Origin of the sequence: Hydrogenophaga sp. YM1 (assembly GCF_016903055.1) — a bacterium.
Classification (GTDB): domain Bacteria; phylum Pseudomonadota; class Gammaproteobacteria; order Burkholderiales; family Burkholderiaceae_C; genus Hydrogenophaga; species Hydrogenophaga borbori.
Window position 1 is genome coordinate 1,920,433 of record NZ_CP070223.1, and the last position, 12,567, is coordinate 1,932,999.

Annotated in this window: 13 protein-coding genes; 4 read left to right on the forward strand and 9 right to left on the reverse strand. The window is 68.3% G+C overall.

What is annotated here, in order from left to right; all coding sequences use genetic code 11:
- Positions 1 to 13: 13 nt before the first annotated feature.
- Complete coding sequence (locus tag JNX00_RS09145) at positions 14 to 736, reverse strand: ABC transporter ATP-binding protein (protein WP_070398038.1); 723 nt, start codon at positions 734 to 736, stop codon at positions 14 to 16.
- A 147-nt stretch (positions 737 to 883) separates the two neighbouring features.
- On the opposite strand from JNX00_RS09145, the gene JNX00_RS09150 reads away from it, so the two are divergent.
- On the forward strand, positions 884 to 2,236 hold the full coding sequence (locus JNX00_RS09150; RefSeq protein ID WP_204744754.1) for a class II fumarate hydratase: 1,353 nt from the start codon (positions 884 to 886) through the stop codon (positions 2,234 to 2,236).
- Between the two features lie 27 nt (positions 2,237 to 2,263).
- Here JNX00_RS09150 and pcaF read toward each other — a convergent pair whose 3' ends face one another.
- The 3 genes from pcaF to JNX00_RS09165 are packed head-to-tail and all read right to left on the reverse strand — an operon-like array spanning position 2,264 to position 4,954.
- A complete protein-coding gene (gene pcaF / locus JNX00_RS09155; RefSeq protein ID WP_070398036.1) occupies positions 2,264 to 3,472 on the reverse strand; it encodes a 3-oxoadipyl-CoA thiolase in 1,209 nt (402 codons plus the stop codon).
- Between the two features lie 25 nt (positions 3,473 to 3,497).
- On the reverse strand, positions 3,498 to 4,241 hold the full coding sequence (locus JNX00_RS09160) for a 3-oxoacid CoA-transferase subunit B (RefSeq protein WP_239478291.1): 744 nt from the start codon (positions 4,239 to 4,241) through the stop codon (positions 3,498 to 3,500).
- Entirely contained in the window at positions 4,238 to 4,954 is a 717-nt protein-coding gene (locus JNX00_RS09165) for a 3-oxoacid CoA-transferase subunit A (protein ID WP_070398034.1), read from the reverse strand. The genes JNX00_RS09160 and JNX00_RS09165 overlap by 4 nt, the downstream gene beginning before the upstream one ends.
- A 125-nt stretch (positions 4,955 to 5,079) precedes the next feature.
- On the opposite strand from JNX00_RS09165, the gene JNX00_RS09170 reads away from it, so the two are divergent.
- Complete coding sequence (locus JNX00_RS09170; RefSeq protein ID WP_070398033.1) at positions 5,080 to 5,886, forward strand: IclR family transcriptional regulator C-terminal domain-containing protein; 807 nt, start codon at positions 5,080 to 5,082, stop codon at positions 5,884 to 5,886.
- A 246-nt stretch (positions 5,887 to 6,132) separates the two neighbouring features.
- Here JNX00_RS09170 and JNX00_RS09175 read toward each other — a convergent pair whose 3' ends face one another.
- The 4 genes from JNX00_RS09175 to JNX00_RS09190 form a co-directional block, all read right to left on the reverse strand.
- Positions 6,133 to 6,693, reverse strand: a complete 561-nt coding sequence (locus tag JNX00_RS09175; RefSeq protein ID WP_204744755.1) for a Swt1 family HEPN domain-containing protein — start codon at positions 6,691 to 6,693, stop codon at positions 6,133 to 6,135.
- Positions 6,694 to 6,724: 31 nt separating this feature from the next.
- Positions 6,725 to 7,363, reverse strand: a complete 639-nt coding sequence (locus tag JNX00_RS09180; protein WP_204744756.1) for a DUF5343 domain-containing protein — start codon at positions 7,361 to 7,363, stop codon at positions 6,725 to 6,727.
- A 121-nt stretch (positions 7,364 to 7,484) separates the two neighbouring features.
- A complete protein-coding gene (locus JNX00_RS09185) occupies positions 7,485 to 7,850 on the reverse strand; it encodes a hypothetical protein (RefSeq protein WP_204744757.1) in 366 nt (121 codons plus the stop codon).
- A gap of 746 nt (positions 7,851 to 8,596) precedes the next feature.
- Positions 8,597 to 9,382: a helix-turn-helix transcriptional regulator gene (locus tag JNX00_RS09190; protein WP_204744758.1), complete on the reverse strand. Its 786-nt coding sequence runs from the start codon at positions 9,380 to 9,382 to the stop codon at positions 8,597 to 8,599.
- 83 nt (positions 9,383 to 9,465) lie between these two features.
- Here JNX00_RS09190 and JNX00_RS09195 point away from each other — a divergent pair, with 83 nt between their 5' ends.
- A complete protein-coding gene (locus JNX00_RS09195; RefSeq protein WP_239478292.1) occupies positions 9,466 to 10,644 on the forward strand; it encodes an MFS transporter in 1,179 nt (392 codons plus the stop codon).
- A gap of 32 nt (positions 10,645 to 10,676) precedes the next feature.
- Here JNX00_RS09195 and JNX00_RS09200 read toward each other — a convergent pair whose 3' ends face one another.
- A complete protein-coding gene (locus JNX00_RS09200; protein WP_070398031.1) occupies positions 10,677 to 11,378 on the reverse strand; it encodes a 4'-phosphopantetheinyl transferase superfamily protein in 702 nt (233 codons plus the stop codon).
- 384 nt (positions 11,379 to 11,762) lie between these two features.
- Between JNX00_RS09200 and JNX00_RS09205 the strand changes: the two genes are divergently transcribed.
- Positions 11,763 to 12,527, forward strand: coding sequence for an alpha/beta fold hydrolase (locus JNX00_RS09205; RefSeq protein WP_070398030.1), 765 nt, complete (start codon positions 11,763 to 11,765; stop codon positions 12,525 to 12,527).
- Positions 12,528 to 12,567 lie beyond the last annotated feature (40 nt).

The following is a 12,567-nucleotide window of genomic DNA, read 5'->3' on the forward strand; positions in this document are numbered from 1 at the left end:
CCGGCCTCGCTGGTCACCAGCTCAGCGCCGCGGCGGCGAGCTTGCTCGGGTTGGCCTGCACCGAGGCGATGCGCCCGTCGGCCAGGCGCAAGACGCGATCGGCCATCTGCGCGATGGGCGCGTTGTGCGTGATGACCACGGTGGTGGTGCCCAGTTCGCGGTTCACCCGCTCGATGGCTTCCAGCACGCGCACGCCGGTGGCGCAGTCCAGCGCGCCGGTGGGCTCGTCGCACAGCAGCACCTCGGGGCGCTTGGCGATGGCGCGCGCGATGGCCACGCGCTGCTGCTCGCCGCCGGAGAGCTGGGACGCGAAATGGTCCAGACGCCCTTCTAGGCCCACGAGCGCGAGCGCTTCCTCGGGCGCCATGGGGTCGGTGGCGAGGTCGGTCACCAGGGCCACGTTCTCGCGCGCGGTGAGGCTGGCGATGAGGTTGTAGAACTGGAACACGAAGCCCACGTGCTCGCGCCGGTAGCGCGTGAGCTCGGCGTCGCTGGCGCCCGCCAGCTCGTGGGTCTCGCCGGCGTGCGTCCAGCGCGCCGAGCCGCCCGAGGGGGAGTCGAGTCCGCCCAGGATGTTGAGCAGCGTGCTCTTGCCGCTGCCCGAGGCCCCGAGCAGCACGACGAACTCGCCCGGCATCACGTCCAGGTCGACGCCGCGCAGGGCGTGCACCGCGGTGGGGCCTTCGCCGTACACCTTGGTGAGGGCGCGCGCGGAAAAGACAGGCGTGGCGGGCATGCCAGGGATTGCAGCATGGGGGCGGGCCCGGCCGCTTGACGAACGTCAAGCGCGGGCCTCAAGCTGGCGGACCGGGGGCCGATGGGCACACCGCTTGCCGGTCGCCCCACGGTCGCCAAAACGGCCACCCGATGCCAGGACGACGCCATGAACCCACCTTCGCCTTCGCCCCGCACCGAACACGATGCCTGGGGCGAGATCCAGATCCCCGCCGACGCCCCCTGGGGCGCGCAGACGCAGCGGGCCATCGGCCACTTCGCCATTTCCACCGAGAAGATGCCGCCCGAGCTGCTGCACGCGCTGGCGCTCATCAAGCGCTGCGCGGCGCGCGTGAACGCCAGCCTGGGCACGCTGGAGCGGCCCGTGGCCGATGCCATCGCGCAGGCCGCCGCCGAGGTGGTGGATGGCCGCTGGCCCAACGCGTTTCCCCTGTCGCTGTGGCAGAGCGGCTCCGGCACCCAGAGCAACATGAACATGAACGAGGTGATCGCGCACCGGGCCTCGGCGCTGCTGGGCCGGCCGGTGCATCCGAACGACGAGGTCAACCTCGGCCAGTCGTCCAACGACACCATTCCCACCGCCATCCACCTGGCCGCGCTGCTGGGCGTGGAGCGCGCCTTGCAACCGGCGCTGCGCGCCCTGCGCGACACGCTCGCCGCCAAGGCCGAGGGCGTGCGCGGGGTGATGAAGACCGGCCGCACCCACCTGCAGCACGCGCTGCCGCTGACGCTGGCCGACGAGCTGCTGGCCTGGGTGGCGCAGCTCGATCAGGCCGGGGCCGCGCTGGCGCCGGCGCTGCGCGCGGTGCAGGGCCTGGCCATCGGCGGCACGGCGGTGGGCAGCGGCGCCAACGCCCACCCCGACTTCGGCCTGCGCATGGCCGAGGCCTTGAGCGAGGCCACCGGCCTGCCGCTGCGCCGCGCCGACAACCCCTACGCGGCCCAGGCCGCGCACGACGCGCTGCTGCAGCTGCATGGCGCGCTGCGGGGGCTGGCGCTGGCGCTGTGCAAGATCGCCGACGACCTGCGCTGGGAGGCCAGCCCGGGGTTGGGTGAATGGCGGCTGCCGGCCAATGAGCCCGGCAGTTCCATCATGCCGGGCAAGGTCAACCCCACGCAGTGCGAATCGCTGCTCATGGTGTGCGCGCAGGTGATGGGCAACGACGTGAGCATCGGCGTCGGCGCCACGCTGGGGCAGTTCCAGATGCACGCCGCCAAGCCGCTGCTGGCGCACAACCTGCTGCAGAGCATCCGCCTGCTGGCCGATGGCATGCGCAGCTTCGAGGAACATGCCGTGCGCGGCATGGAGGCCGACCGCGAGCGCATCGCGGCCACGCTCTCGCCCGCGATGCTGCAGGCCACGCTGTTGGCCAAGCGCATCGGGCACGAGGAAGCGGCCCTGCTGTACCGCGAGGTGCAGGCCTCGGGCCGGCCGCTGCGCGAGCTCGTGCTCGAACGCGGGCTGGCCAGCGCCGAGCAGTTCGACGCCTGGGTGAAGTGAACGCCCAGGCGTGCGGACTGGGCGCCGTCAGACCTTCTCGACGATCACCGCGATGCCCTGGCCCACGCCGATGCACATGGTGCACAGCGCGTAGCGCCCGCCCGTGGCGTGCAGGCGGTTGACGGCCGTGGTGGCCAGGCGGGCGCCGCTGGCGCCCAGCGGGTGGCCCAGGGCGATGGCGCCGCCCCAGGCGTTCACGCGCGCATCGTCGTCCTTGAGGCCGAGCATGCGCAGCACCGCCAGGCCCTGGGCCGCGAAGGCCTCGTTGAGCTCGATCACGTCCATCTGCTCCAGCGTGAGGCCGGTGAGCGCGAGCACCTTCTCGGTGGCGGGCGCGGGGCCGATGCCCATCACGCGCGGCGCCACGCCGGCCGTGGCCATGCCGACCACGCGCGCCTTGGGCGTGAGGCCGTGCTTGGCCGCGCTCGCCTCATCGGCCAGCAGCAGGGCGCAGGCGCCGTCGTTCACGCCGCTGGCGTTGCCGGCGGTGACGCTGCCCTCGGGCCTGACCACGCCCTTGAGCTTGGCCAGCGCCTCCAGACTGGTTTCGCGCGGGTGCTCGTCCTTGTCGACGATGACTGGCTCGCCCTTCTTCTGCGGGATGGTCACCGGCACGATCTCGCGCGCCAGGTGGCCGGCCTTCTGCGCGGCCACGGCTTTGAGCTGGCTGGCCAGGGCCATGCGGTCCTGGGCCTCGCGCTCGATCTTGTGGTCAACCGCCACGTTCTCGGCCGTCTCGGGCATGGAGTCCACGCCGTACTGCGCCTTCATGAGCTTGTTGACGAAGCGCCAGCCGATGGTGGTGTCGTACACCGCGTTGGCGCGGCTGAAGGCGCTCTCGGCTTTGGGCATGACGAAGGGCGCGCGGCTCATGCTCTCCACGCCGCCGGCGATCATCAGACCCGCCTCGCCGGCCTTGATGGCGCGCGCCGCGCTGCCCACCGCGTCCAGGCCCGAGCCGCAAAGGCGGTTGATGGTGGCGCCGGGCACCTCGATCGGCAGGCCCGCCAGCAGCGCGGCCATGCGCGCCACGTTGCGGTTGTCCTCGCCGGCCTGGTTGGCGCAGCCGTACAGCACGTCGACCACGGCGGCCCAGTCCACGGTCGGGTTGCGCTCCATCAAGGCCTTGATGGGGATCGCACCGAGGTCGTCGGTGCGCACGCTGGACAGCGCGCCGCCGTAGCGGCCGAAGGGGGTGCGGATGGCGTCGCAGATGAAGGCTTGGCGGGTGCTCATGGGTTCTCCGGAAAAGTGAAGGGGTTCAGGCGGGCGTGGCCGGGGCGGCGATGGGCAGGCCCACGAGGCGCTGCAGTTCGTCGAGAGAAAGGCCTTCGACCGTGTCGATCAGGCGCAGGCCCTGGGGCGTGCATTCGAGCGTGGCCAGGTCGCTGTAGATGCGCTTGACGCAGCCGATGCCGGTGAGCGGGTAGCTGCATTGCGACACCACCTTGCTCGCGCCTTGCTTGGTGAGCAGGTCCATCATCACCCAGGTCTGTTTGGCGCCGATGGCCAGGTCCATGGCGCCGCCCACGGCCGGGATGCTGCCGGGCTCGCCGGTGCTCCAGTTGGCCAGGTCGCCCGTGGCCGAGACCTGGAAGGCGCCCAGCACGCAGATGTCCAGGTGGCCGCCGCGCATCATGGCGAAGCTGTCGGCGTGGTGGAAGAAGGCACCGCCGGGCAGCAGGCTCACGGGCTGCTTGCCGGCGTTGATGAGGTCGTAGTCCTCCTGGCCGCTGGCCGGCGCCGGGCCCATGCCGAGGATGCCGTTCTCGCTGTGCAGGATTACCTCGATGCCGGGCGGCAGGTGGTTGGCCACCAGCGTGGGCTGGCCGATGCCCAGGTTGACGTAGGCGCCGTCGTGGATGTCCTGCGCGACGCGCTTCGCGAGCGCGTCTTTCGTGCGCGGGGTGTAGGTGCGAGCCGCTGCACGGCCGCCCGAAGGCGGCTCAGCCCCCCCGGGGGGCAGCGACCCGCGAAGCGGCGGAGCGTGGGGGTCCATGTTCATGCGGCCTCCTTGAAGCCGCCGGCCTGCGTGGCCACGCGCGCTATCTTTACCACCGCGCTGACGTGGATGCCAGGGGTGACGATGGTCTCGGGGTCGAGCGAGCCGAGTTCGGCGATGTCGAACACGCTGGCGATGCAGCGCCTGGCCGCGGTGGCCATCACCGGGCCGAAGTTGCGCGCGGCCTTGCGGTAGACCAGGTTGCCCCAGCGGTCGCCGCGCTCGGCCTTGATGAGCGCCACGTCGCCGTGGATGGGGTACTCCAGCACATAGGGCCGGCCATCGATGACCCGCGTTTCCTTGGGCGAGCCGTCGGCGTTCTTCGCCAGCTCGGTGCCATAACCCGTGGGTGTGAAGAAGGCGCCGATGCCCGCGCCCGCGGCGCGCAGGCGCTCGGCCAGGTTGCCCTGCGGCACCAGTTCGAGTTCGATCTGCTTCGAGCGGTACAGGCCGTCGAACACCTGGCTGTCGGCCTGGCGCGGGAAGCTGCAGATGATCTTGCGCACGCGCCCGGTCTTGAGCAGCGCGGCCAGGCCGTGTTCGCCGTTGCCGGCGTTGTTGTTCACCACGGTGAGGTCGCGCGCGCCTTGTTCGATCAGGCCGGCGATGAGTTCGTTGGGAATGCCGGCGGTGCCGAAGCCGCCGATGAGCACGGTGGCGCCGTCGCGCACGCCGTGCAGGGCCTCGGCCACCGAGGAAGCGATCTTGTTGATCACGGGGGTTGGTCTCCGGACGGAACGCTGAAACAGCGGGGAGGGGCGCTTGCCGTGCCGATCGCCAGATGTTCTAATGACGAACACTTGTTCGATTGACGAATCATTCTAATCGTCCACCAAAGCCCATGGCAACCCACGCCCGTCGCGCACCCGACGCCCCCACGCCCGGCGATGGCTACGTGCAGTCCTTCGCGCGTGGGCTGGAGGTGATCCGTTCCTTCAGCGCCGAAGCCTCAGAGCAGACCCTGTCGGAAGTGGCGGCGCGCAGCGGGCTCACGCGCGCCGGGGCGCGGCGCATCCTGCTCACCCTGCAGACCCTGGGCTACGTCGACAGCGACGGCAAGCTGTACCGCCTCACGCCCCGCATCCTGGACCTGGGCTTTGCCTACCTCACGTCCATGCCGATCTGGAACCTGGCCGAGCCGGTGATGGAGCGCCTGGCCGACGCGGTGGGCGAATCGTGCTCGGCGGCGGTGCTGGACGGAAGCGACATCGTCTACGTGCTGCGTGTGCACACGCACAAGATCGTCTCGCTCAACCTCAACGTGGGCACGCGCCTGCCGGCCTACTGCACCTCGCTCGGCCGTGTGCTGCTGGCGGGGCTGGACGACGCCGAGGTGAAGGCGCGACTGAAGGCCAGCGAGCGGCGCGCGAACACGCGCCACACGGCCACCGAGCCGGCCGAGATCCTGGCGCGAGTGCAGCAGGTGCGCCGCCAGGGTTGGGCGCTGGTGAACCAGGAGCTGGAGGAGGGCCTGATCTCCATCGCAGCGCCGGTGAGGAACCGCGCGGGCGCGGTGATCGCGGCGCTCAACGTGTCGGGGCAGGCGAACCGCACCTCGGCGACGGTGATGAAGGAGCAGCTGCTCCCGAAGCTGCGGGCGGCGGCGGATGAGGTGTCGTCTTTGCTGGGGCGTGCCGGGCGGGGGTGAGCCGGTGATGTGTTGGGCAGGGCGAGGGCATCGCTCGGCCTCGGCTGTTGAAGGGCGGGCGGTCACCGTGAAACGATGGCGGGAATGCGTCCTGGCTCGAATGGGGGGAGTGGGTTTTCGTCGACTACGATGGCGGCTCACGGCCAGGAGCGGACATCTATCTGCCGCAGAAGCAGACGCTCAATGTTTGAGCTAAGGGGCCAAGCGCCTTGCCGGAGGAAGTCCACTCGGGCGAAGGGTTAGACATCACTCCATCAAGCGGAACCAGTCTCTCACCGTCAGTTGCAGCCTTAGAACTTCGTCTTCTGCAAGCGGGCTGCAGTGCGCGATGGGATTGCGCAATGCGTTTAGGCTCGCCATGACTTTTTCTACAGCCTTCTTGCTATTGAACAGGCCGCCAAAGATGTCCCAATTTGCGGCGATGATGACTGACAGTTCGCCGAATGTCGTGTAGTCGAGTTCGTCTAGAGACCGTCGAGTGACGCCAGCATCCAGTTCCTTCTGGACACGGCTCGCGACGTCTGTCTGAATGCTCGCCGGCACGCGAGCTGAGGCCCACCAGTCCTCGCGCTTCTCTGCCGCCTCGATCGTCTCGGATACGAGGGCACGAATTGTCTTCTCTAGCGAGTAGAAGACTTCATAGTGCTTCGACATTGCTGCCGCTTCTTCTCGGACGGCGGCGTCGAACTGTGGGTAGTAAACGTCATCGACTTCAGGGGCACTAACGGCCGAAGACACGTGGCCGAGATCCACGTTGTGCGCTCGTCCGATGCGTTGGAGGTCCTCCATGACCATCTGATTGGTCATGCCGAAGGCCTTGATTCTCTCTAGCGCTGCCTTACTCATCGCTCGAAAGAAGATGCTCTTTCAGACTGCGAAAGATTGCATTGAAGACGGCTTGATCGGAAGTTGCAGGCAGGTTGAGATTGATCGTGTAGGCGAGATTGAGTCCTACCTTGCCAGCCTGGGGAGGTGCGAGAAGAGAGATTGACTTGGGAGCTTCACTCGCGTTGCCTACGACAGGAGTGGCGTCCTGCGCGTCGGAAGGGGTATCGAAGTTTGCGAACGATCGCAGCGTCACCAGAGTCGAGAAAGTCAGGACTAAGACGCGATCATCAGCCGCAAGTCCGGCGACTTGCACAATGAGTGCCTTAAGGTCCTTGTCGCTTAGCCTGTAGAAATACTCGTTCGCTTGGAGTAGCTCCCGGTATCCGGTCTTGATCGCATCGGCAACCGCGGCGCCACCTGTTGCTGGATTGCGGAACCTCTTGTAGAGATCGGTAGGCGCTCCGTCCGATGCCACGAATCCGATCTTCTTGAGGTATGGGGGGATGGCCGCGCCTGTCCCACCCTTGATCTGGAGCACTGTAGTGACGAAGTCCTTAGTCACTCTGTCGGGGGTCGCCGCGGATCGGATCTTCTCCAGCGCATTTTTGAGCGATCCGGGCGAAGGAAGATAAGGAAGTGACGCTGCCATCAAGGCTCCCGTGCAGAGGTGGTGGACTGTGATGCCTAACGTTTGAGCTCACCTGCGGGCACCAGACGGCGCAGCCGGCTGGCGAACGTCAGGTGGAGCGAAGGGCTAGGCCGCGCGGCTCTCAAATTGTTGGGTCCCTGCGCTCGTAAGGATGCGATACACGAACTTCGTTGCCACGCTCCAGCCGTGCCGCGATTTGTCTTACAGAGTGCCTGAGATCGATGAGAACTAGAAATGGGCCGGTGACTACGGCCAAGACGAGAAACGTAATGGTCGAGAGAACCAACGCCCCAAGCAACTTCCACGCAATTTCAGGTGTGACTGTCGCGCCCAGAGCGCTCATGATGGGTAAGGTGAGTTCGTATCCCGCAATCGCTGCACTTGCGAGCGCGATCCACAACGCAAACTCAAGCAGCCACGCGTAGGACGCGACGATGAGTCTAGTTAACACATTGGCCTCGGCGTTTGTTTCGAGCAGACTGTTCAAGAGCGGCCCAACTTGTGGTTTATCTGACCAAATACCGGATGCCTACAACCGCGGTCGCTAAACAAAGCCGCATGGCACCCCAAAAAGGTCTTTGAAATCAATCCTTCAACGCATCACGCATGGATACATAAACAAGTACAACAGATCCGACAAACTTGACTGGGTGCCTCCCCGGTCCGTCAAGCTGCTCGATCAGATGCGCAAACGGGTTCGCTACCTACGCTACAGCCTACAAACCAAGAAGGTTTGTGTCTACTGGGCCAAGGCGTTTGTGTTGTGGGCAGCCCGCAGCCACGATGGGTTTCGACAATCACGATCCACTCGCATGTGCTGAAGGTGGCTACCGGTGGCTCGGTCAGCCCGCCGGATGCGAGGGCAATTGACAACTGAAGGACCTGTTTTCGGTACGTGGGAGAAGGATTGTTGTGGGCCCCAAGCGGGCACCTGAAAACGAAGCAGTTGCCCCGGTGGTGCACCAAGGCATCCGCCGTCAGGGGAGGCGCCCTGTGCGGGACGGCGCCTGTGCAGTGCCGAGAAGCGCAGGGTGGGTGGCCCGCGCGCGCAGCGCGCTTCGTGAACCGACTCGCGGCATCTGTTTGAACGGAGCGCGCCAGGCGCGCGCAGTGAGTTATGCCGCGTGGCCGCTCACCCGAGCATCGCAGGGAACCCCTCGCGCAGCGAGGGGCGCTGCAGTGAAGCCGTCCCGCACAGGGCGCCTGCCCTGACACCCGCCAACCCGCATCCCTTCACCCCACCCTACCCAATACCTTCCTCGGCGCCCGCCCGAACTGTTTGGCGAACATCTTCCCGAAGGCCGAGGCGCTGGCGTAGCCGAGTTCGTCCGCCAACTGCCCGATGTTCATGCCCTGGTCGCTCAGCGCGAAGGCGCGCATCAGCCGCGCCTGCTGGCGCCAGCGGTGCAGGCTCAGGCCCGTTTCCTGCGGGAACAGCCGGATCACGCTGCGCTCGGACAGGCCCACCTCGCGGCCCAGTTCGGCGATGGAGGCGGCCTCGCCCGGGTTCTCGATCAGCCATTGGCACAGGCGCGCGAGGCGCTTGTCCTCGGGCAGCTTCAGCGACAGGGGCCGAGGCTCCAGCCAACCCACCTCGTCGACGATCAGGTCCATCAGGCGCGCGTCGGCGCTGTCGAGCGCGTAGCGCGGCGGGATCGTCATCGCGCGCAGGATCAGCTCGCGCAGCAGGGGCGTGATCGCCAGCACCTGGCAGTCGCGGCCCTGGCCGGTGACGGTGCCGGGCTGGAAGTACAGGGTCCGCATCTCCACCTCGGTGTCCATGCGGATCTGGTGCACGGTGTGCGCGGGCATCCACATGCCGTGGCTGGGCGGCAGTGTCCAGATGAAGCCCTTGGCGCGGATCGTCATGACGCCGCGGATGGCGTAGATCAGCTGGTCGCGCGCGTGCAGGTGCGGGGCGATTTCCGTGCCGGCGGGGTCGGAGCGCGCCAGCGCGGCCACGGGGCGCGGCACCCGGTTGGCGGCCTGCGCATCGGCGCTGGGACCCCGGCGCAGCACACCGGGGCGGCTTGGCGGTTTTGGACGCATTTCTGGCGGTCTTGAATTTCTCCCGCGCAGCTTAACCGGCGATGATCGCCCCCATGCACAACAAGACCACCCAGACCCTGTTGAACGTGGGCCACGCCATGGACCACATGATGCTGCTGGTCTTCGCCACCGCCGTGACCAGCATCGCCGCCGAGTTCGGCCTGGCGCGCTGGGAGGACCTCATGCCCTACGGCGTGGCGGCGTTCTTCTTCTTCGGCATCGGCTCGCTGCCCGCGGGCAAGCTGGGCGACCACTGGGGGCGCCGCAAGATGATGCTGGTGTTCTTCTTCGGCATGGGCCTGGCCTCGCTGCTCGTGGCCGCCACGAACACGCCGATGCAGATGGCGCTGGCGCTGGCGCTGCTGGGCGCCTTCGCGTCCATCTACCACCCGGTGGGCATTCCCATGCTGGTGCAGGGCGCGCCGCGCCCGGGCTGGACCATCGGCGTGAACGGCCTGGCGGGCAACCTGGGCGTGGCCTTCGCGGCCATCGTCACGGGCTTTCTCGTGAAGTACGCCGGCTGGCGCGTGGCCTTCGTGGTGCCCGGGCTGGTCTGCCTGGCCTGCGGCCTGCTGTTCGCCGTCTACGGCTCGCGCGAGAGCGCGGCGCCGGCCAAGAAAAAGGGCGGCGCGGCGCAGGTGACCGGGGTGCCGATGGCGCGGCTGTTCCTCGTCATGACCATGGCCGCCACCAGCGGCAGCCTGCTGTTCAACTTCTCCACCAACGCCAACTTCGAGCTGCTGACCGATCGCCTGCGCGAGGTCTCGCAGGACCCGGCGCGCATCGGCACGCTGCTGGCGCTGGTCTACGCGGTGGCCTCGGTCACGCAGCTGATCGTGGGGCACCTGATCGACCGGCACTCGCTCAAGCGGCTCTACGTCGGCGTCATCACCCTGCAGGCGCTGCTGCTGGCACTGGCCACCACGCTCGACGGCTGGGCCTTCCTGTTCATTCAGCTGCTGTTCATGTCGGCGATCTTCGGCGCCATCCCCTTCACCGACGCGATGATCGTGCGCTTCGTCGACGACGGCATGCGCTCGCGCGTGGCCGGCATGCGGCTGGCGGTGTCGCTGGGCGCCAGTTCGGTGGCGGTGTGGCTGATCGGGCCGGTGGTGAAGGCCGCGGGCTTCACCGCCCTGCTGGGCGTGATGGCGGTGACCTCGGTGGTCACGCTGCTGGTGCTCACGCAGATGCCACGCACGCCGGCGCCCACGCCGGCCCCGGTGGGCTGAACCGGCCGGCGCGGCGACCCCGACTCGCGGGACTAGAACGCCAGGTGCCGTGAGCCGGGTTCGAGCCAGGCCACGGCCGCCAGGGCCTCGCGGTCCACGTCCACGCTGAGCACCGTCACCTGGCAGGCCTGGCCCGACACCGGCACGGTGGTGGTGCGCTGCTCGGGCGTGGTGCCGGCCTCGAACAGGCCGGGCTCGATCGACAACCCGCTGCCGATGGCCTTGAGGCAGGCCTCCTTGCGCGTCCAGCAGCGCAGGAAGGCGCGCAGGCGCCCGGCCTCGGGCAGGGCCAGCAGTTCGCGGCACTCGGTGGTGGTGAAGTTGCGCTCGGCCAGGGCCATCAGCTCGCCCATCTCGCGCGGTGCCTCGATGTCTACGCCGATGGGCGCCTGCCCGCCGATGCCGATCAGGGCCCAGCGCCCGCTGTGGCTCATGTTGAAGGCCGGTGCGCCGGGCAGGTCCAGGCGCGGCTTGTCGTGGCGGCCCGCCCCGAAGCGCAGGCCGGCCGCCGCCACGCCCGTGCGTTGGGCGAGCAGGTGGCGCAGGGCGGTGTGGCTGGCGCGGTAGCGGTGGGCGTCGCGCTCGAAGTGGAAGCGCGCGGCGCGGGCACGCTCGGCTTCGTCCAGCCAGTCGCCGGGGGCGGGCGCCTCGTGTTCGCGCGCCGGGACCTCGAGGTCCACCAGCCACAGTTCGATGCCCGGGGCCGCGAGGGGCGCCTGTTGGTTGATCCGCATCCTTGGTTACACCCTCGTGGGCCGTTGCGTGAATATTTACTACCTATCTTCGGCCGGTGCCCGTCTAATCGCCTGCCGGCCTCGGCCGACATTCTGTAACGGGTATTCGGAGGCCTCCGGATTTCACCGGTTCTTCTCTCTGTGCGCGGTGCTCGCACGTAACTTGATACAGGTAGAGGAAGGAACGTGATGAAAGGCACTGAAATAGGGGGTCGGCGGAGCCGCCCGAGACGATACATTCGGTAACATCGAAGGCCAAAAACCCATACGTTCCCTCTACATGAGGAACAGGTTCGTCCCCCAGGGCGTGCCAGAGGAAGTCATCATGCAACGCAGGGTCGCACCAGCCGTCGACGCTCAGGTCTCCAGCCGCCGGGGCGCGCCATGAACAGCCCGTGGTTCCAGCGCTTCGTTCCCCGCCCCGGCGCGCGCCTGCGCCTCTTTTGTTTCGCCCATGCGGGCGGTAGCGCGGCGGTCTATCGGCCCTGGTGCAATGCCCTGCCCGATGCGGTGGAACTGATCGCCATCCAGCTGCCCGGGCGGGCCAATCGCCTGAACGATCCGGTGGTCACGCGGCTGAACGCCATCGTCGAGGCCGTGGTGGCCGCCTTGAGGCCGCACCTGGACCGGCCCTACGCCCTGTTCGGCCACAGCATGGGCGCCGTGCTGGCCAACGAAGTGGCGCGCGCGCTGCGCCACGAGGGCGCGCCCCAGCCCGGCCACCTGTTCGTTTCGGGCCGGCGCCCGCCGCACTGGCCCAACCCCGACCCGCTGCTGCACGTGTTGTCCGACGCCGACTTCGTGGCCGAGATCCAGCGCCGCTACGGCGGCATTCCGCCCGAGGTGGCCGAGCACGAGGAACTGATGGCCATGCTGCTGCCGTCCCTGCGCGCCGACATCCACGCGCTGGAGACACACGCGCCGCCCGCCGGGCGCGCGCCGCTGGCCTGCCCGCTGTCGGTGTTCGGCGGCTCACACGATCCGCTGACGCCGCGCGAACACCTGGAGGGCTGGCGCAGCGAGTCCAGCGGGCCCTTCCGCTTGCGCGTGCTGCCGGGCGACCACTTCTACCTCAACGCCCAGCGCGACGCGCTGCTGGCCGAGGTGTCGGCCAGCCTGGCGCCGCTGCTGGGGAGGGTGGTGGCATGAGCCCCGCACGGCCGCCCGAAGGGGCTCGCACCGCAGCGCA